Origin of the sequence: Phocoenobacter atlanticus subsp. cyclopteri, from assembly GCF_018343795.1 — a bacterium.
GTDB lineage: Bacteria > Pseudomonadota > Gammaproteobacteria > Enterobacterales > Pasteurellaceae > Phocoenobacter > Phocoenobacter atlanticus.
Map to the genome: position 1 here is coordinate 49,875 of NZ_CP074346.1, position 19,680 is coordinate 69,554.

A 19,680-nucleotide genomic window follows, 5' to 3' on the forward strand; every position below is an offset into this window, starting at 1 on the left:
AGCGGTAATTATGGAATTAAAACAGATAGAAGATCTCTTAAATAAAGCATTAGAACTTGATGAAATCCACGTGCAGGGTGATGGTTCACATTTTGGTGTTATTGCAGTAAGTGATAGTTTTGCTTCACTTTCAAAAGTTAAACAACAACAGATGATTTACGCGCCTTTGACCGAACTTTTTACCACGAATGTTATTCACGCATTAACTATTAAGACCTTTACAAAAGAGCAGTGGAAGAGAGAAAAACTTCTTAATTTTCCAAATTGATTACAAGTATTAAGCGGTAAGATTTAATTAAAAATTTACAAATTTTATAAAATATTTAATAAAGGAATTCAAATGGAAAAGTTTTGTGTTAAAGGACCTATTAGTTTAAATGGTGATGTGCAAATTTCTGGAGCAAAAAATGCTGCTTTACCAATCTTATTTGCAACAATTCTTGCGACTAAGCCTATAACATTAACGAATGTACCAGATCTAAAAGATGTGGATACTACATTTAAAATTTTACGTGAATTAGGTGTTGTTGTTGAGCGTGATGAGCAAAATGCAGTAAAAATTGATGCCAGCAATATTAATCATTATATTGCCCCTTATGAATTAGTGAAAACAATGCGAGCATCTATTTGGGCATTGGCACCACTTTTAACACGTTTCCATCAAGGACAAGTTTCTTTACCCGGTGGCTGTACTATTGGAGCAAGACCTGTGGATATGCACATTTCAGCATTAGAAAAAATGGGTGCAACTATTACTCTTGATCAAGGTTATGTTAAAGCACAAGTGAATGAACGTTTAATGGGTTGTCGTGTTTATATGGATAAAGTCAGTGTTGGAGCGACTCTTTCTGTAATAATGGCAGCAACCCTAGCACAGGGCACAACTATTATTGAAAATGCGGCACGTGAGCCTGAAGTGGTTGATACCGCAGAATTTTTGAATAAAATGGGTGCTAAAATTGAGGGTGTTGGTTCTGATACTATCACTATTGAAGGGGTAGAAACTTTGCTAGGATGTGAACATAGCATCGTTCCTGATCGTATTGAAACAGGTACATTCTTAATTGCTGCAGCGGTTTCTAAAGGAAAAATTACTTGTCATGGTACCAAGGCTCATACCCTTGATGCGGTGATCGAAAAGCTACGTGAAGCAGGAATGGAGGTTGAAGTGAATGAAAACTCAATTACTCTAGACTCTCATGGTAAACGACCAAAAGCGGTGAATATTCGCACAATGCCACACCCCGCCTTTCCTACAGATATGCAAGCTCAATTTACTTTGTTAAATGTGATTGCAGAAGGGACTAGTACAATTACAGAAACAATATTTGAAAACCGTTTTATGCACATTCCCGAGTTGAATAGAATGGGAGCCAAAGCAGAAATTGAAGGAAATATGGCAATTTGTCACGGCGTTGAACAACTATCTGCAGCACAAGTGATGGCGACAGATTTAAGAGCTTCAATTAGTCTTGTTTTGGCAGGTTTAATTGCAAATGGAGAAACGGTAGTTGATCGTATTTATCATATTGATCGTGGTTATGAGCATATTGAAGAAAAGTTACGTAATCTTGGTGCAAATATAGATCGAATTGCCGAATAATATTATCATATCAATTTAAATTTTTAATAAAAGTAATCTTTCTAGATTGCTTTTTTATTTTAAAAAATTTACATTTTTTGATCATTTTTCATCTTTCCCATTAAAAAAACTATTGCAGTTCATAAAAAAACTTGTATAGTCATAGACTCATAATTAAAAAAAGAAGACAAAATAGTCTTTAAAAAATAATAATTCAAACACAACATATAGGAGTAAAACTCAATGAGAAAAATGACAAAATTCTCTTTAATGACATTAGCAATAGCATCTACTACTGTTTTTGCAGCCCCTAAAACTTTTGTTTATTGCTTAGAAGCGTCGCCGTCTTTTTTAAGCCCTCAGTTAGCAACTGATGGTGCATCATTAGATGCGGCAAGCCGAACAATTTATAACCGTTTAACCACTTTTGAAGCAGGAACGACGAAAGTTATTCCTTCTTTGGCGGAAAAATGGGAGGTATCTGATGATGGCAAAACTTATGTTTTTCATTTACGTAAAGGGGTAAAATTCCACAGTAATAAAAATTTTAAGCCCTCTCGTGATTTAAATGCAGATGATGTCTTATTCTCTTTTAATCGTCAATTAAATCCAAAGCATCCTTATAATAAAGTATCTGGAGGAAACTATGAGTACTTTGTGGGAATGGATATGGCAAGTATTATTGATAAAGTGGAAAAAGTTGATGATTACACAGTGAAGTTTAGCCTGAAAGTACCAAATGCCCCTTTCCTAGCAAACTTAGGGATGGATTTCGCTTCTATTTTTTCAAAAGAATATGCAGATAAAATGCTAAAAGCAGGAACGCCTGAAGAGGTTGATACACAACCAATTGGAACAGGACCATTTAAATTTGTTTCTTACCAAAAAGATTCAAATTTACGTTACAAAGCCTTTAAAGATTATTGGAAAGGTAAAGCAAAAATTGATCGCTTAGTGTTTTCAATTACCCCTGATGCCTCGGTGCGTGATGCAAAATTAACTAAAGGGGAATGTCACGCAGCACCTTATCCAAATCCAGCAGATATTGAAAAATTAAAAGCAGATCCAAAAATAACCTTACTTTCAAAACCAGGATTAAATATTGGTTATCTTGCCTTTAATACTGAGAAAAAACCTTTTGATAACTTAAAAGTACGTAAAGCATTAAGCTATGCTGTTAATAAAGCGGCCATTATTGAGTCTGTGTATCAAGGTGCAGGGCAAGCCGCGAAAAATGCTATTCCACCAACAATGTGGAGTTATAACGATGATGTTAAAGATTATGAATATAATCCACAGAAAGCAAAAGAGTTGTTAAAAGAAGCTGGCTTTAAAGATGGTTTTGATGTTGAACTATGGGCAATGCCAGTGTCTCGTCCATATAACCCGAATGCTCGTCGTATGGCGGAGATTATCCAAGAAGATTGGAAAAACGTGGGTGTGAATGCCAAGATTGTGAGCTATGAGTGGGGCGAATACTTAAAACGTATGCGTCAAGGTGATCACCAAACGGGCTTAATGGGTTGGACAGGTGATAATGGAGATCCAGATAACTTCTTAAATACACTATTAAGTTGTTCTGCGAAAGAAAAAGGGTCTAATTATGCAAAATTCTGTAATAAAGAATTTGATGATTTAGTACTTTCTGCTGTTCAAAAAACAGATCCAGCAGAGCGTACTGCACTTTATAAAAAAGCACAGCAAGTATTTAAAGATCAAGCACCTTGGTTAACTATTGCTCATTCAACAACGTATTTCCCTGTGCGTAAAGAAGTAACAGGTTATGTTGTGAGTCCATTTGGATTACACGATTTTTATAATGTTGATTTAAAATAGTTATTGAATCTTGTTATTCAAGCGGTAAGATTTTATATAAAATTTGCAAAAATCGATTATAATCTTACCGCTTCATTTTTATTTAATTTAAGTTGAGAAAATATAAATGTTAAAGTTTATTTTAAAACGCTTACTTTCTGTTATTCCTACTTTTTTTGCAATAACATTGATTACTTTTGCTTTAGTGCATTTAATTCCAGGTGACCCGATTGAAATTAGAATGGGAGAGCGAGGGCTGAGTCCTGAAGTTCATGCTCAAATGATGCATCAACTTGGGTTAGACCTTTCATTACCTCAACAATATTTTAATTATTTAAAAGGTATTTTTCAGGGAGACTTAGGTAATTCATTTAGAAATAATGAACCTGTTTTAAAAGAATTTTTTACCCTCTTTCCTGCAACTGTTGAATTAGCATTTTTTGCGTTATTGTGGTCATTAATTGGTGGAATTGTTTTAGGTGTTATTGCTGCGGTTAAAAAAGATTCGTGGTGGTCTCATTTAATTAGTTCACTTTCATTAACAGGTTATTCGATGCCAATTTTTTGGTGGGGATTGATTTTAATTTTATATATTTCTATTCCTCTTGATTTACCTGCATCAGGGCGATTACCTGCAGAGTATTGGATTGATACAGATACAGGATTTATGTTAATTGACACGTGGAATTCTGATGAAGAAGGGGCATTTTTTGCTGCGATTAAATCTTTGATTTTACCTTCAATTGTACTTGGAACTATCCCACTAGCGGTAGTTACTCGGATGACTCGCTCATCAATGTTGGAAGTATTAAGTCAAGATTATATTCGTACTGCAAAAGCGAAAGGGCTGACGCAATCTCGTATTATCATCAACCACGCATTACGTAATGCGTTAATTCCTATTATTACAGTAGTTGGATTAATTGTTGGACAGCTATTATCTGGAGCTGTGTTAACTGAAAATATTTTTTCGTGGCCAGGTATTGGAAAATGGGTAATTGATGCCATTAACTCTCGTGATTATCCTGTGTTACAAGGTTCAGTATTAATTATTGCAATGGTAATTGTTTTTGTGAATTTGATGGTTGATTTATTATATGGCGTGGTTAATCCTCGTATCCGTCATAGTTAATTTTAGGGAGAAAAAATGTCTAGTACAGTTATTGATAACACGCTTCCTCCAGCAAAATCCCTCTTAAGTGAGTTTTGGATTAATTTTCGAAAAAATAGAGGAGCAGTAATAGGATTTTACTTTATTGCTTTCGTTTTTTTTATTTGTGTATTTGCTCATTTTGTTGCTCCTTTTGATCCTATTGAGCAAAATCGTAGTGCATTATTGTTACCTCCCGCCTTTTTTGAAGGAGGAGATTGGACTTATATCTTAGGTACTGATGATATTGGACGAGATATGTTATCTCGTATCATTTATGGTGCGAGATTGTCCGTATTTATTGGTTTATTCATTGTCGTTTTATCCTGTTTATTAGGTGTGTTTTTTGGATTGTTGGCAGGGTTTTATGGTGGTTTGCTTGATGCAGTAATTATGCGATTTGTTGATATTATGCTAGCTATTCCTAGCTTGTTATTAACCATTGGAGTAGTAACTATTTTAGGCCCATCACTCTTTAATGCGGCGATTGCCATTGCTATTGTCTCAATACCGAGTTATGTACGCTTAGCCAGAGCATCTGTAATGAGTGAAAAAACACGAGATTATGTAACCGCTTCTCAAGTAACTGGTGTGAGTATATTCCGTTTAATGTTTATTATTATTCTACCAAACTGTCTTGCTCCACTTATTGTTCAAATGACAATGGGTATTTCTAATGCGATTTTGGAGCTTGCCGCACTTGGATTTTTAGGTATTGGTGCTCAACCTCCAACACCAGAACTGGGCACAATGTTGGCAGAATCTCGAGGTTTTATGCAATCAGCTAACTGGTTGGTTACTATACCAGGGATTGCAATTTTATTACTCGTATTAGCTTTCAACCTTATGGGAGACGGTTTACGTGATGCGTTGGATCCAAGGTTGAAATAATTATTAAAGATAATTTCTTATAAATTAGAATAGGTGAATTGAGCATTCACCTATTTTGTTTTTTATATACAATATTAAAGATGAATAATACGCTTAAGTTTTATCTCGTGTTACTATATAATGCCTAACGATTTTAGTTGTTTAAAGAGGGTTCTTGCAAAAATGATACAGTTTACTAATGTGAATAAAGCATATATTGGTGCAAGAAGACCTGTATTGCAAGATATTAGCTTTCATCTTCCCGCTGGAGAAATGGCGTATTTAACAGGTGTTTCTGGGGCTGGGAAAAGTACATTATTAAAATTAATAATGGGAATGGAGCGAGTGAATGGTGGAAAAATCTTATTTAATGGACACGATATAACACGTTTACCTAAAAGAGAGCTTCCTTTTTTAAGACGACAAATTGGAATGGTTCATCAAAATTATTCCCTATTAACAGATCGAACTATATTAGATAATGTTGCGCTACCTTTGATTATTATGGGTATTAAGCAATCTATTGTGGAAAGAGAAGCAAGAATAGCTTTAGAAAGAGTTGGATTGGAAGATAAAACTCATTATTTCCCAATGCAATTATCTGGAGGAGAGCAACAGAGAGTAGATATTGCCAGAGCAATAATTCATCGTCCTCAGCTTTTGTTAGCCGATGAACCGACAGGGAATTTGGATGAAAAGTTATCATTTGATATTCTTCGTTTATTTGAAGTATTTAATCAATCAGGTACAACAGTTTTAATTGCAACCCACGATACCAATATAATAAATCAAAGTTCTAAAGTTTGTTTGGGACTTGAAGATGGTCACTTAAAAAGAATCAGTTAAGGAAATAATAATGTTTCAGTTATTTAATATTTTTAGTGTACAAACCCGCTATATTTGGCGAATTGTTTGGCAGGATCTATTGCAGCATAAACTTGGGACATTATTAACCGTTTTAGTTATTTCTGTTTCTTTAACTATTCCAATGGTGGGATATTTATTGTGGAAAAATACACATAATGCAGCAACACAATTTTATCCAGAACAAGAATTAACGATTTATTTGCATAAAAATTTATCTAAAAGTAGTGTTAATTTGATTGTGGAGAAAATTCGTCAATTTGAACCAGATAAAATGGAAAATTTTGAGTTTATTTCTCGTCAACAAAGTTTAAATGATTTTCGTCAATGGTCAGGCTTTAGTAAGGCATTAGATATTTTAGATGATAATCCATTACCTACTATTGTTATTCTTAAACCAAAAAAAGAATTTAGTGATACAGAACATATGCTGTTATTTAGAAATGAGCTTCAAAACATTAAAGGAATACAAGAAGTTCGTCTTGATAATGAGTGGTTGGAAAAATTAACGGCTCTTACTTGGTTAATTGCTAAAGTGGGCGTTATTTGTGCATTATTGATGTCAATTTCTGTTTTTTTAGTTATTGCTAATAGTGTTCGTACTGAGGTTTCTAATAATAAAGCAACGATTGAAGTTATGCAGTTAGTGGGAGCAACTAAGTATTTTATTGCTCGTCGTTTTATTTATACTGCAATGATTTATGGGTTACTTGGCAGTATTTTAGCAATATTACTGGCTTTAGTTGTAGCTAGCTATTTTTCAAATGTGGTGAGATATGTAGCTGATCTTTTTGTGGTGAAATTTGAATTAAACCATTTCAATTTTAGTGAAATCTTTTTCGTTATTATTTTTTGTATCTTTATTGGTTGGTTATCAGCCAAGGTTGCAACAAAAAATATTTAATTTTAACGTATAAAAAGTAATATTAGTGATAAGAAAAAGTTATCAATAATGCTTGATCGTTTTGCCATTTATTGTTAGAGTTCTGACCTGAAATAAAAAATTAGGAGATTTCTAACTATGGAATATATTCATCAATTTTTCGATACCATTAATGATCTAACTTGGGGTTGGGCATTAATTCCAATGTTAATTGTATTTGGTTTACTATTTACTACTGTAGGTGGTTTTGCCCAATTTAGATATTTTGGACGCATGTTTAATGTTTTCAAATCTGAAAAAGAGAGTCATGATCCTGACTCAGTGAGCTCACGTCAGGCTTTATTGGTTTCTATCGGAGGTCGCGTTGGTGGTGGTAATATTGCAGGTGTTGCAGTTGCTATCAGTTTAGGTGGTCCAGGTGCTGTATTTTGGATGTGGGTTGTGGCACTTATTGGAATGATGACCAGTATTGTTGAATGTTCTTTAGCTCAGCTTTATAAACGTAAAGAAGCAGATGGTACATATCGTGGTGGTCCTGCTCATTATATTTTACACGGATTAGGTCCTGATTATCGTTGGTTAGCCGTAATTTATGCGGTTGCATTAACACTTTCTTTTTCTATCGGTTTTAATGCTTTTCAAGGTAATACTGTTGCTGGTGCTGCATTAGATAGTTTAGGTATTGATCGTCTTTATACGGGTATATTTTTAGTTGTCTTTGGTGGACTTGTTATTTTTGGTGGAATTAAACGCATTGCGAAAGCTGCGGATATTATTGTGCCATTAATGTCATTAATTTATCTTCTACTTGCTATTGTTGTGATTGTAATAAATATCACAGAAGTACCTGCACTCATTATAAGTGTGGTAAAAAATGCATTTGGTATTGATTCTGTTGTTGGTGGTGGAATGGGTGTCGCGATTGCACAAGGGATGCGTCGAGGTTTATTCTCAAATGAAGCAGGTTTAGGTTCAGCACCAAATGTAGCAGCAACAGCGAAAGCAAATCATCCTGTGAGCCAAGGTATTTCACAAGCTCTGTCAGTTTTTATTGATACTATGTTAATTTGTAGTGCAACGGCGTTTATTATTTTATTAGGTGATGTATATCAACCAGGTGTTGAAATTGATGGCGTAGTGTTAACACAGCAGTCATTGGTTGGTCACTTTGGTAACTGGGTAAGCTACTTATTAACATTCTCAATTTTACTGTTCTCATTTAGTTCTATTATTTATAACTACTATATGGGTGAAAATGGGGTAAGTTTCCTTGCTGGAAGTGCTGAGAAAGCAAAAGTACCTGTATTTATCTTACGTTTAGCGGTAATTGGAATCTTATTCTTGGGTGCAGTAGCGCCTGGTGCGACAGATGTATTCTTCTTCTCTGATCCTTTAATGGGAGTATTAGCATTGACTAATTTATTAGCATTAATAATGCTTTTCCCTCGAGCAGTAAAACTGTTGAAGGATTACAGAAATCAATTAGATGCAGGTATTGAAGAACCTATCTTTGATGCTCAGCAATATGAACGTTTAGATATTGATATAGATGCTTGGGAACGTCATAGTGATAAAAATATAGTCATTAAATAATTATTATTTATTTAAGAGAAAACCCAGCTAATTTTAGTTGGGTTTTTTTAGATTAAGCGGTCACTTTAAGATCAAAATTTACCAAATTTATTTTTCTTTTTTTTATAAAAAGAGTAGACTACGGACATCTTTGTTGGTTACTTAAGGAAATAAAATGACCGAGATAGCTCTACCACCACAATCGATTTGGCAACAAATTTTTACTAAAAATATGTTACTTTGTATTTATACTGGTTTCTGTTCCGGTTTGCCATTATTTGTTTTAATTCAACTGATTCCTGCGTGGTTTACTTCCGAAGATCTTAATATTAAAACGATTGCAGCTTTTACATTAATTTCTTTACCTTACACCTTTAAATTTTTATGGGCAGCATTATTGGATCGTTATCCTTTTCCTTTTTTAGGGCGTCGTCGAGGCTGGATCTTTATTTCTCAAATCGTGCTTATTGTGATTTTAGGTAGTTATGGTTTTTTTGATCCTAAAAAAGATATTGCATTGATTTCAGTTCTGTCACTATGTTTTGCATTTGCCTCCGCTACTCAAGATATTGTAATTGATGCTTATCGCCGTGAAATTTTAACCGATAATCAACTTGGATTAGGAAATTCTATACACGTGAATGCTTATCGTGTTGCAGGTTTAATCCCAGGTGGTCTATCATTAGCACTAGCAGATCATATGCCTTGGGAAAGTGTTTTTATGATTACCTCTGCATTTTTAATACCTGGATTATTAATTACGGTATTTTTTAGTGATGAGAAAATTTTTCCCAAAACTGAACACAACAAACCTTTTTACACTGCCTTTGTTGACCCTTTTAAAGAGTTTTTTACCCGTAAAGGCGTATATGGAGCAATTGGTTTAATTTTATTTATTTTCCTATATAAATTAGGTGATTCTCTTGCAACGACTCTTCAAACTAAATTTATTTTAGATATGGGGTTTACCAAATCTGATATTGCTCTAGTGGTTAAAACAACCTCTTTTTGGTGCAGTATTGCAGGAGGTATCATTGGTGGAGTGGCGATGATTAAACTAGGAGTAAACCGAGCATTATGGATATTTGGTGCGGTACAAATTATTACTATTCTTGGTTTTGTTTATCTCGCAAGTTTTGGTCATTTTGACACAGAAACAATAGGTGCAAACGAATTGATTAAATTAGGTGTTGTGATTTCAGGAGAGTATCTCGGTGTAGGATTAGGAACCGTTGCTTTTGTTGCTTTTATGGCAAGAGAAACCAATCCTATGTATACCGCAATGCAGTTGGCTATTTTTACGAGTTTATATGCTCTTCCAAGTAAATTACTTGGAGCAGGTACTGGATGGGTGGTTGAACAAATTGGTTATTATCACTTCTTTATCTGCTGTTTCTTTATTGCAATTCCAGGAATGATTTGTTTATTCTGGGTTGCTCCTTGGAATGATAAAAGAGTAAGCTTTGAGTAGTTTTAATTTACAATTTTTATTCAAATTAACTTGATTTTATAGCGTCTAACTATTGAGGTAATATGAAATTATCAGTAGGCTTGATACAAGCTATCTTAGCATATTCTATATGGGGGCTTTTCCCTCTATATTGGGCTTTGCTCAAGTCTATTCCTGCGACAGAGATCATTGCTCATCGCATTTTATGGTCATTTGTTTTATTGCTGATAGTGATTATTGCTAGAAATAAACTTATTCAAGTTTTTCATAGTGTTAAAACTAAAAAAAATATATTAATTCTATTGATTACCTCGTTATTAATCAGTGGTAATTGGTTGATTTATATTTGGGCTGTGACGAATGGACATATTTTAGAATCAAGTTTAGGTTATTATATTAGCCCTTTATGTAACGTATTATTAGGTATCATATTTTTAGGTGAACGATTACGCCCCTTACAGACTATCGCTGTTTTTCTAGCACTATTTAGTGTTATCTTTTTAACTATTGTTTATGGACAAATTCCTTTTATTGCTCTCGGTCTGGCAAGTACTGTTGCAATTTATGCTTTATTACGTAAGAAGGTAAGTTTAGATACCCAAACTGCAATGTTTATTGAAACAGGGTTAATTGTGATACCTGCAGCATTGTATATATTATTTGGAAATCATAGCCAAGCAATTTTTAATGGTTCTTTGAGTACGCAATTATTATTAATATGTGGTGGTATTGTCACTTTATTGCCGTTAATGTTAATGACCAATAGCTTAAAAACACTTCAATTATCAACAATCGGATTTTTGCAATACATTAGTCCAACACTACAATTCTTCTGCGGTTTAGTGGTATTCGGTGAAGCGTTTGATATGTATAAATTTATCGGATTTATTTTTATTTGGATTGCTATACTGATTTATTCATTTGATGCGTTACTTTATCAGAAGAAAGCTAATTTTACTCAGCGAATAAAGGATAAATAATTTACTGTTGATATATTTTTTATTGATTTTCGAGTAAACTATCCCTCAGATTTTCAAAATACAAAGAAAGGATAAATAATGTCATCACAATTTGTTTATACGATGCATCGAGTGGGCAAAATTGTTCCACCTAAGCGTCAGATATTAAAAGATATTTCATTAAGCTTTTTCCCTGGTGCAAAAATTGGGGTATTAGGTTTAAATGGTGCGGGTAAATCAACCTTACTTCGTATTATGGCGGGCGTTGATAAAGAATTTGAAGGTGAAGCGCGAGCACAACCAGGGATCAAAATCGGCTATCTACCACAAGAACCTAAATTAGATCCTGAGCAAACCGTACAAGAAGCGGTTGAAGAAGCCGTAGCAGAAGTTAAAAATGCATTAACTCGTTTAGATGAAGTTTACGCACTTTACGCTGATCCTGATGCTGATTTTGATAAATTAGCCACAGAGCAAGGTAAATTAGAAGCGATTATTCAAGCTCACGACGGACACAATTTACAAAACCAATTAGAGCGTGCAGCTGATGCGTTACGTTTACCTGAATGGAATGCAAAAATTGCTAACTTATCAGGTGGGGAACGCCGCCGAGTGGCACTTTGTCGCTTATTGTTAGAAAAACCTGATATGTTATTGCTGGACGAACCAACCAACCACTTAGATGCTGAGTCTGTGGCGTGGTTAGAGCGTTTCTTACACGATTATGAAGGTACTGTTGTAGCAATTACCCATGACCGTTATTTCTTAGATAATGTTGCAGGTTGGATTTTAGAGCTTGACCGAGGTGAAGGTATTCCTTGGGAAGGCAATTACTCAACGTGGTTAGAGCAAAAAGAGAAACGCTTAGCCCAAGAGCAAGCAACAGAAAGTGCTCGTCAAAAATCCATTGAAAAAGAGCTTGAATGGGTACGTCAAAATCCAAAAGGTCGCCAAGCAAAATCAAAAGCACGTATGGCTCGTTTTGATGAATTAACATCAAGCGAATACCAAAAACGTAACGAAACCAACGAACTCTTTATTCCACCTGGTCCACGTTTAGGGGATAAAGTGATTGAAGTGCAAAACTTAACCAAATCTTATGGCGATCGTACCTTGATTGATGATTTATCTTTCTCCATTCCGAAAGGGGCAATCGTTGGGATTATCGGTGCGAACGGTGCAGGTAAATCCACATTATTCCGTATGCTTTCAGGTAAAGAGCAAGCAGATAAAGGCTCAGTAACTTTAGGTGATACCGTTATTTTAGCATCCGTCGATCAGTTCCGTGATGAAATGGATGACAGTAAAACGGTATGGGAAGAAATTTCTAACGGACAAGATATTTTAACGATCGGTAACTTTGAAATTCCAAGCCGTGCTTATGTTGGACGCTTTAACTTTAAAGGTGTGGATCAACAAAAACGTGTTGGCGAACTTTCAGGGGGAGAACGAGGACGTTTACATTTAGCAAAATTATTGCAAGTGGGCGGAAACGTGTTGTTACTTGATGAGCCAACCAATGATCTTGACGTGGAAACCTTGCGAGCATTAGAAAATGCGATCTTAGAATTCCCAGGTTGTGCAATGGTAATTTCCCACGACCGTTGGTTCTTAGACCGTATTGCGACCCATATTTTGGATTACGGCGATGAAGGTAAAGTAACGTTCTACGAAGGTAACTTCTCAGACTACGAAGAGTGGAAAAAGAAAACCTTTGGAGCAGCAGCGATTGAACCAACACGTATTAAATATAAACGTATCACAAAATAATTAAAATCCGTAGAGACAGGGCATGCCCTGTCTTTCTTTAACATTTTATATTTTGCAAAAAATCATCAAAACCTAACCGCTTAATTTAACTAAAAATCATTATGGAAAAAATTCAACGACAGGTAGTACTAGATACCGAAACAACAGGTATGAACTTTAATGGAAAGCCATATATTGGGCATAACATCATTGAAATTGGGGCTGTAGAAGTGATAAATCGTCGCCTAACAGGACGAACGTATCACGTCTATATAAAACCACCACGTGAAGTGGAAGAAGAAGCAATTAAAGTTCACGGTATTACCAATGACTTTTTAAAAGATAAACCAAGCTTTGCTGAGATTGTTGATGAGTTTGTTGATTTTATTAAAGGTGCAGAGCTTGTTATTCATAATGCCCCCTTTGATGTCGGCTTTATGGATCACGAATTTTCATTTTTAAAAAATCCGCCACCTAAAACGGCTGAAATGTGCGAGGTTACTGATACGTTATTAATGGCTCGTAAAATGTATCCAGGAAAACGAAATAGTTTAGATGCCTTATGTTCACGACTAGGAATAGATAATACTAAGCGTGTACTTCACGGCGCATTACTGGATGCTGAGATTCTTGCTGATGTGTATTTAATGATGACTGGTGGTCAAATTGCTTTATTAAGTGATAATGAAGAGATAAAACCCACAACTAATAATGAAACAACAAATGTAAAAATACCACTTGATACTAGCGGTTTAGTGGTGTTAAGACCAACGGAAGAAGAGTTGCAAGCTCATTTAGATTATTTAGCATCAGTAGATAAAAAATCGAAAGGAAATTGTATTTGGTTATTAAAAGAGAAAGATGATATAAAAAATCTACATTGAAAACTAACTTTTGTTTATTTTAGCAACATTTAAATATAGTTTTGAAAAAAAAGATTTGACGACGTAGTATTAAATCATTATTATACACCTTGTTTACAGTGGAGTGGTAGTTCAGCTGGTTAGAATACCTGCCTGTCACGCAGGGGGTCGCGGGTTCGAATCCCGTCCATTCCGCCATTTTTTATTTAAATGCTTTGTTTTTCAATAACTTGCATTTATTTCCACCGAAGTACCCCTTTAGATACCCCTTATTTTTAATGCTAGAAAGATATTATTTATGATAAATAAATGTCTTAGTCTTTAACTATTGTAAGTTTGACAACGGTATAAATAAGAGTTCTTTTTACTTAAAAAACAAAATTATTTTTAAAATTGTAGTGATGTATTAATTGCTACATAATTTTGTTTTCCATTCGCTATTGCTATGTATTTACATACTTAACAACCCCTCCATATTAAAATACCCCTTTAATTAAATCAACAATAATCACTATTTTAAATTAATTATATTAACTATTTTGAGGTATTTTATACTTAAAATTGGGCATTAAGTGATAATTGATGACAGAAATAGTCTTTTGAGGACATTGTGTGACAGTGCTTCACTCTTCTTAAAAAATATTTTACCCTAAATTTATTTTAACTTTTTATCTATTAAATTTTATATATTTAATAGGACTTATAATATATAGGTTAAATTATGGGTACTTCTAAAATCATTTCTTTTATCTCTACAAAAGGTAGTGTGGGTAAAACTTCACTTACTATTCATATGGCAGGTTATCTTGCTTCTCTAGGTAAAAAAATCCTATTAATTGATGCTGATTCTCAGCAATCACTATCCAGTTTTTTTAATATAGAGCAACACTCTGAATCTAATAACGGATTTTCATTATTTCTTATGGGTAAATTATCTGCTGATGATGTTATTCATAAAACGACAAATCATAAGAATATTGACATTATTATTAATGATGATCCTAATAAATTATTGGTAGCTCATTTTTTAAAGAATAGCTCTGGTGGTGTTTTTAGATTGGCTTTTTTATTAGAGCCTTTAAAAAATATATATGATTATATATTTATTGATACAGAAGGTACTGATGGTCGTGATCATGATGGTCGTTCTGTACAAAATGCAGCATTATTGGCACGTCCAGATTTAGTTCTTTCCGTCACTAAACCTAAAATGCTTTTTGCAATGGAAACAGCGAGAGTTGTTGATGTGTTTAATTCTGCTATTAAAGAATATGAAAATATTGGTAATCCTCATCAACCTTCTTTAGTTTTTATTATTAATGATTTTGATCGCAGTTTAGCAACAGACAGTTTATTACTTAAGGAATTACAAACTGCTTTTATTAACGATGAAAATTTAAAGACAACACATTTATTAAAAACAGTTGTACCAACCAAGCGTAAATTTTTTGAATCTTATTTTTTAACAAAAACATTTGCCCATCAATATAAAGATCCTAATAAGTATGATCATTTAAATATCATTATCCAATCTTTATGTGAAGAAGTCTTTCCTGAATTAGTGGAGAAGAAAAATGAGTAAAGGTTTTCTCAATTTTCATAAAAATACAGCCTCACTTTCTACAGATGAAATTAAGAGCACACCTATTGATGGACAAGTATTCACTCTTGATATTCTAAATATATCACCCTCTCGCCTTAATCCTAGACAAACATTAGGTGTGAACTATCAAGAACATTATGAAAATCTCAAAGAGTCTATAAGAAATATTGGACTACAGTCTATTCTTACAGTAACAAAATACCCTAATAGCAATAAATATGAATTATATAACGGTGGAAACACACGTCTTAAAATTCTTATAGAACTGTATCAAGAATATCAACAGAAAGGAGAGTTAGGTAAGGCTAATACATACCGTTATCAGTCGGTAAAATTTGTAGAGTTTACGGATGAATTAGATGTATTAGTTAAACATATGGCAGAGAATGAAGAGCGTATCAATATGACGTTTATTGACAAGGCTCGAGCAATATTTCAAATTAAAGAATTGTATTTACAGCAACATAATAACGAAGATATTTCAAATAGACAGCTTGCTGATTTTATTAGTCAACTAGGTTGGTCTAGTGTTAAACATCAGGTGATGACAGAACTAAGTTTTGCTTTTGAGAAGCTTGATTTGGTTATACCTCTTGCTTTAAATAATGGAATGGGAAGACCTAAAGTTAAGCAGTTACGTCAGTGGCTTAATCATATTAATAGATACATACAATGGCTTAAAAGTAATAAAGGGTACAATATTAATTATGATGAAGTAGAAATACTTTATTTTCAGGTTTTAAAGCAATTTGATGATGATATTGAACCAATTAATTTAGACAGTTTTTATCAATTATTTCTTTTTCAATTATCAGATTATCTAGCCAAGTTTGATACAACAATTAAAGTAGAATCTATTACATTTGCAATAAGTAACCTTAGTGAATTTGGTTATATTCCTGATAGTTCTGCATTACCTCAAGAGAATAATTCTATAATATTTGATACAGATAATAATATTCTAACAGAGCAAGATACATCTGATGATTCCGATGATCCTATTAAAGCAGAAAATGTAAATATAGATAATAAAAACAGTCATCAGAAAAGACCTAATTTATGGCAAGAAGCATTATTACTATGTGATACAGAAGAAAAGCTACAAGAAATGCTTTGTAGTAGTGAAGAACATCAATACTTTTCTTATTTTGATGTAAGTACATATAATGGGTATAAAACTATTGTACAAGTTATGCAAGGTAATAATATCCCATTACAATATTTTGTATTGCACTGCTTAGCAATAGTCATCACTTATGGGAAAGGTCATTTTTTATCTTTAGATAAAATCATCTATAACCAAACTTATAAATTATGGGAAAAGTATGGTGAACGATATGGTCGCTATTATTTTGATTTCCATTTAAACCCTCCAACAGAACAAGCATCCTATAAAGTTATGCAACAGGTTCATTCTTTATGTATTGATATGCTTAATAATATAAGGGGACATCATAATGCATGCTAATATTTTTACTCGTGTTGGCGTTTCACTCTTAACAGAGATTATTGAACAATCAAAATACAATTTTGAAAGTATTAAAAAACTGGGTATAGAGCCTTGTCTCATTCAACAGTTATCAACAATGAGTATTTATGAGCTTTATGAATTAGCTCAAAGTCCCTGTGTTAAATATAGTATCAACACCGAACATTTAGACTATTACATACAAAATATCATTCAAGGAAGAAATCAAGATAAGTTAGTTAATGAAGCAATTTTATTAGGTGCTTCACGAATGATGATGAAACAGATTGCAAATATCTCATATGGCAATTTTAATAAAAGAAGAATACAACTTAATTTATTCAATAAGAGAAACAAACCTCATATATTAACGAATGATGAATATCAGGAATTAGCAATACTACATAACAAATACAAGAAACAGCATTCAATCGTAAGTAGGTTAGATAACCTAAGGTGCCTTATTTTTTTATCAAAGCAAACAAAGATAGACATTAATCGTATTTATCAATACTTCTATCTTGATAATCAGATATTGTTTACTAATAAATATCATCACGCTAATACTCATTAAAGTATTGGCATCAATGATTTCAAAGTGATGGAGCAATTTGTTGATTATGGAAGTGGCATCAATGATGCCAGAATGATGTGGCAATTTATAGATAGTAAAAGTGGCAACAGTGGTGCCAATACGTATGTATTAATTTATGGATCGTAAAAAGGTGTCAGGGATGCAATTTTTTAAAAAATTAATTAGAGGAGAATAATATATGGTTTTAGGATCTGACCAATTAAAGAAAATTAATGACGCAAAACAATCGATTGAAGTTTCAGAAGAAATGAAATCCATTAGTGATGATGAAGTAAAATTAACAGTACAAGAGGAGCAATATATTATTGATAGTACTGAAACAGAGCAAGATGCGCAAATGGTACGTGAAGCAGCAATACTGGCTAAAAAAAAGAAGATAGCAACACAAAAAGCCAAAGCGAGAATCAATAGATCTGTTCCTGCTGAGAAATTATTTCACCGTCCTAGCTATGGCTATATCAGTGCAACAGCTACTTATCACACGAGAGATGCATATCGATTTTTACTGGGGCGTAATCCTCGTACTATAGTAAGAAACAATCAGAAAGTAAGGCAAACTCGTATAGTGGGATTATTTGAGGCGGCTAATGCTGTGAAGAATATTGAAGCTGGATATCAACAGGGTTGTTATTATGCCACTTGGACATTAGTTAAGATTGAAAGACAAATGCAAAAAATACGAGAGTTGTTTGCCATTAGTCAGGAACAAACAAATACAATGATTAAGAATGCCACAAACTTAGTCTTTGAACCCTTTTCATCACGTTCCCCAACAACAGTCACTCTAGATTTTAGGTCAAGTTACGCATTTCATTTTTCAGATTTACTTACGCAATATGACATACTATTACGCTCAGTGTTGAGTTATAGATTACATAGCATTGTATCATCAGAAGATTATCGGCTTGTTGAACTTAAAATGGGAACGCCATTACGTGAACTTTTCCATTTAACAGATACGTGGGAATTTGTTGGACGTGAAGTGGTTGATGAGAAGAATGCCAGATTACAAGACATTGAACACCGTTTAGGTGTGTTACCTGATGAGATTTTATCAGGAAAGCTACAACCAACCATAGCAAGAGTAAGTAACATTTCATTAGGTGGTAAAAGTGATGAGTAGTCAGGTGGTAAGAGAAATCTTTCCTTTAAAGGAATTAAGGGTAAGGGGGGAATTACAAGAGTGGCAAGAGATTTATAAAGAAAATACTCAAAAGATTTATCATAGTATGGTGTCACTCAGAAAAGAGTTTGGCACATCACAAATTGATATTAATGGAGGAAAGATATTATTAGAAATATGGCAAGAGGGAGCTGGTTCAAATGGCACATCTCAACAATTAAGATGGTGTATATTTATAAATAGTAAAAAACGTATTTTTATTACTGTTCCAATCGCTAAGGCTCTTGTAAAAAATAATATTAATAGTAGGAAATTAAATAGTGTATTTAAGAAAATTATACATATGCCAAATTACAAAAAATTATTGGATTATGAGAAAAAGAGAGTAGCTCTTAATGCAAGAAGTAAGGCAAATCATAGAATACTACAATCATTAGATGAAATACATCAAGGCATAAATTTAGACATATTTTTACATCAACTAAACCAGAGAGGAGAACTATAATGGCAAAATCATTAAATAGTGTCCAAATTATTGGAAATCTAGGAGCAGAGCCAGACGTATTAACATTATCAAATGGAGATATTGTTACAACAATATCCGTTGCGACTACAGAGAGATGGATAGACAAAGAAACTAATGAGACGAAAGAGCGAACAGATTGGCATCGCATTAGTGCATTTAAGGGTAATGCAGAGATATGTAAAAAGTATCTACATAAAGGTTCAAGTGTGTTTATACAAGGCTCCATTAGATATGAATCGTGGGAAGACAAAGAAACAGGTGAGACTAAGTACAGCACTAAGATCATTGCTAATAACATTATCTTACTTGATAGAAATCAGACTAATCAATCACCATCATTAAATACTTAAAATGATGAGATACATAATCCGTTATTTTTTTATATGACAGATTTATATAGAGAAAAAGTAACGTATATAAAAGAGCCTCTATTATTTGATGAATGGTACACACGTAATAAGGCAAGATTATATGCGTTATTTTCAAAAACAGATGTAGATAAGCAATTAAATTTACAGGGTAGGATAGATCAATATCTTATTTAGTACAGTTGTTCTTGATGATGGTAGAGAGGCAAAAGTATTCATTCATATTGAAGCCTTACAACC

Annotated in this window: 18 protein-coding genes and 1 tRNA gene; all 19 read left to right on the forward strand. The window is 33.4% G+C overall.

The window, feature by feature from the left end:
- Positions 1 to 10: 10 nt before the first annotated feature.
- The 19 genes from KGI96_RS00255 (at position 11) to KGI96_RS00345 (ending at position 19,422) form a co-directional block, all read left to right on the forward strand.
- A complete protein-coding gene (locus KGI96_RS00255; RefSeq protein WP_211598060.1) occupies positions 11 to 268 on the forward strand; it encodes a BolA family protein in 258 nt (85 codons plus the stop codon).
- Positions 269 to 340: 72 nt separating this feature from the next.
- On the forward strand, positions 341 to 1,603 hold the full coding sequence (murA, locus tag KGI96_RS00260; protein ID WP_211598062.1) for a UDP-N-acetylglucosamine 1-carboxyvinyltransferase: 1,263 nt from the start codon (positions 341 to 343) through the stop codon (positions 1,601 to 1,603).
- Between the two features lie 222 nt (positions 1,604 to 1,825).
- Entirely contained in the window at positions 1,826 to 3,418 is a 1,593-nt protein-coding gene (locus KGI96_RS00265) for an ABC transporter substrate-binding protein (protein WP_211598064.1), read from the forward strand.
- A gap of 106 nt (positions 3,419 to 3,524) precedes the next feature.
- Positions 3,525 to 4,529: an ABC transporter permease subunit gene (locus KGI96_RS00270; RefSeq protein ID WP_211598066.1), complete on the forward strand. Its 1,005-nt coding sequence runs from the start codon at positions 3,525 to 3,527 to the stop codon at positions 4,527 to 4,529.
- A gap of 15 nt (positions 4,530 to 4,544) precedes the next feature.
- Positions 4,545 to 5,438 carry an ABC transporter permease subunit gene (locus tag KGI96_RS00275; protein WP_211598068.1) on the forward strand — a complete coding sequence of 298 codons (894 nt, stop codon included), beginning with the start codon at positions 4,545 to 4,547 and terminating at the stop codon, positions 5,436 to 5,438.
- Positions 5,439 to 5,600: 162 nt separating this feature from the next.
- Positions 5,601 to 6,263 (forward strand): cell division ATP-binding protein FtsE, encoded by a 663-nt coding sequence (gene ftsE, locus KGI96_RS00280; protein ID WP_211598070.1) that lies wholly within the window; start codon positions 5,601 to 5,603, stop codon positions 6,261 to 6,263.
- 10 nt (positions 6,264 to 6,273) lie between these two features.
- The gene (gene ftsX, locus KGI96_RS00285) at positions 6,274 to 7,185 is read left to right on the forward strand and encodes a permease-like cell division protein FtsX (protein ID WP_211598072.1); all 912 of its coding nucleotides are present in this window, start codon (positions 6,274 to 6,276) and stop codon (positions 7,183 to 7,185) included.
- A gap of 117 nt (positions 7,186 to 7,302) precedes the next feature.
- Positions 7,303 to 8,757, forward strand: a complete 1,455-nt coding sequence (locus tag KGI96_RS00290) for an alanine/glycine:cation symporter family protein (RefSeq protein WP_211598074.1) — start codon at positions 7,303 to 7,305, stop codon at positions 8,755 to 8,757.
- A gap of 154 nt (positions 8,758 to 8,911) precedes the next feature.
- Positions 8,912 to 10,207, forward strand: a complete 1,296-nt coding sequence (locus KGI96_RS00295) for an AmpG family muropeptide MFS transporter (protein WP_211598076.1) — start codon at positions 8,912 to 8,914, stop codon at positions 10,205 to 10,207.
- A gap of 62 nt (positions 10,208 to 10,269) precedes the next feature.
- The gene (rarD, locus tag KGI96_RS00300) at positions 10,270 to 11,166 is read left to right on the forward strand and encodes an EamA family transporter RarD (RefSeq protein WP_211598078.1); all 897 of its coding nucleotides are present in this window, start codon (positions 10,270 to 10,272) and stop codon (positions 11,164 to 11,166) included.
- A 78-nt stretch (positions 11,167 to 11,244) separates the two neighbouring features.
- Complete coding sequence (gene ettA, locus KGI96_RS00305; RefSeq protein ID WP_211598080.1) at positions 11,245 to 12,915, forward strand: energy-dependent translational throttle protein EttA; 1,671 nt, start codon at positions 11,245 to 11,247, stop codon at positions 12,913 to 12,915.
- A 101-nt stretch (positions 12,916 to 13,016) separates the two neighbouring features.
- The gene (gene dnaQ, locus KGI96_RS00310) at positions 13,017 to 13,778 is read left to right on the forward strand and encodes a DNA polymerase III subunit epsilon (RefSeq protein ID WP_211598082.1); all 762 of its coding nucleotides are present in this window, start codon (positions 13,017 to 13,019) and stop codon (positions 13,776 to 13,778) included.
- 100 nt (positions 13,779 to 13,878) lie between these two features.
- A tRNA-Asp gene (locus KGI96_RS00315) sits at positions 13,879 to 13,955 on the forward strand.
- A gap of 523 nt (positions 13,956 to 14,478) precedes the next feature.
- Entirely contained in the window at positions 14,479 to 15,339 is an 861-nt protein-coding gene (locus tag KGI96_RS00320) for a ParA family protein (protein WP_211598084.1), read from the forward strand.
- Positions 15,332 to 16,828: a ParB family protein gene (locus KGI96_RS00325; protein WP_213156494.1), complete on the forward strand. Its 1,497-nt coding sequence runs from the start codon at positions 15,332 to 15,334 to the stop codon at positions 16,826 to 16,828. The genes KGI96_RS00320 and KGI96_RS00325 overlap by 8 nt, the downstream gene beginning before the upstream one ends.
- A complete protein-coding gene (locus tag KGI96_RS00330) occupies positions 16,818 to 17,402 on the forward strand; it encodes an STY4526/YPO1902 family pathogenicity island replication protein (protein WP_211598087.1) in 585 nt (194 codons plus the stop codon). Before KGI96_RS00325 ends, KGI96_RS00330 begins: the two co-directional genes overlap by 11 nt.
- Before the next feature lie 199 nt (positions 17,403 to 17,601).
- Complete coding sequence (locus tag KGI96_RS00335) at positions 17,602 to 18,546, forward strand: AcaB family transcriptional regulator (protein ID WP_211598089.1); 945 nt, start codon at positions 17,602 to 17,604, stop codon at positions 18,544 to 18,546.
- Positions 18,536 to 19,051 carry a hypothetical protein gene (locus KGI96_RS00340; RefSeq protein WP_211598091.1) on the forward strand — a complete coding sequence of 172 codons (516 nt, stop codon included), beginning with the start codon at positions 18,536 to 18,538 and terminating at the stop codon, positions 19,049 to 19,051. The genes KGI96_RS00335 and KGI96_RS00340 overlap by 11 nt, the downstream gene beginning before the upstream one ends.
- A complete protein-coding gene (locus KGI96_RS00345; RefSeq protein WP_211598093.1) occupies positions 19,051 to 19,422 on the forward strand; it encodes a single-stranded DNA-binding protein in 372 nt (123 codons plus the stop codon). Before KGI96_RS00340 ends, KGI96_RS00345 begins: the two co-directional genes overlap by 1 nt.
- The last annotated feature ends 258 nt before the right edge of the window (positions 19,423 to 19,680 follow it).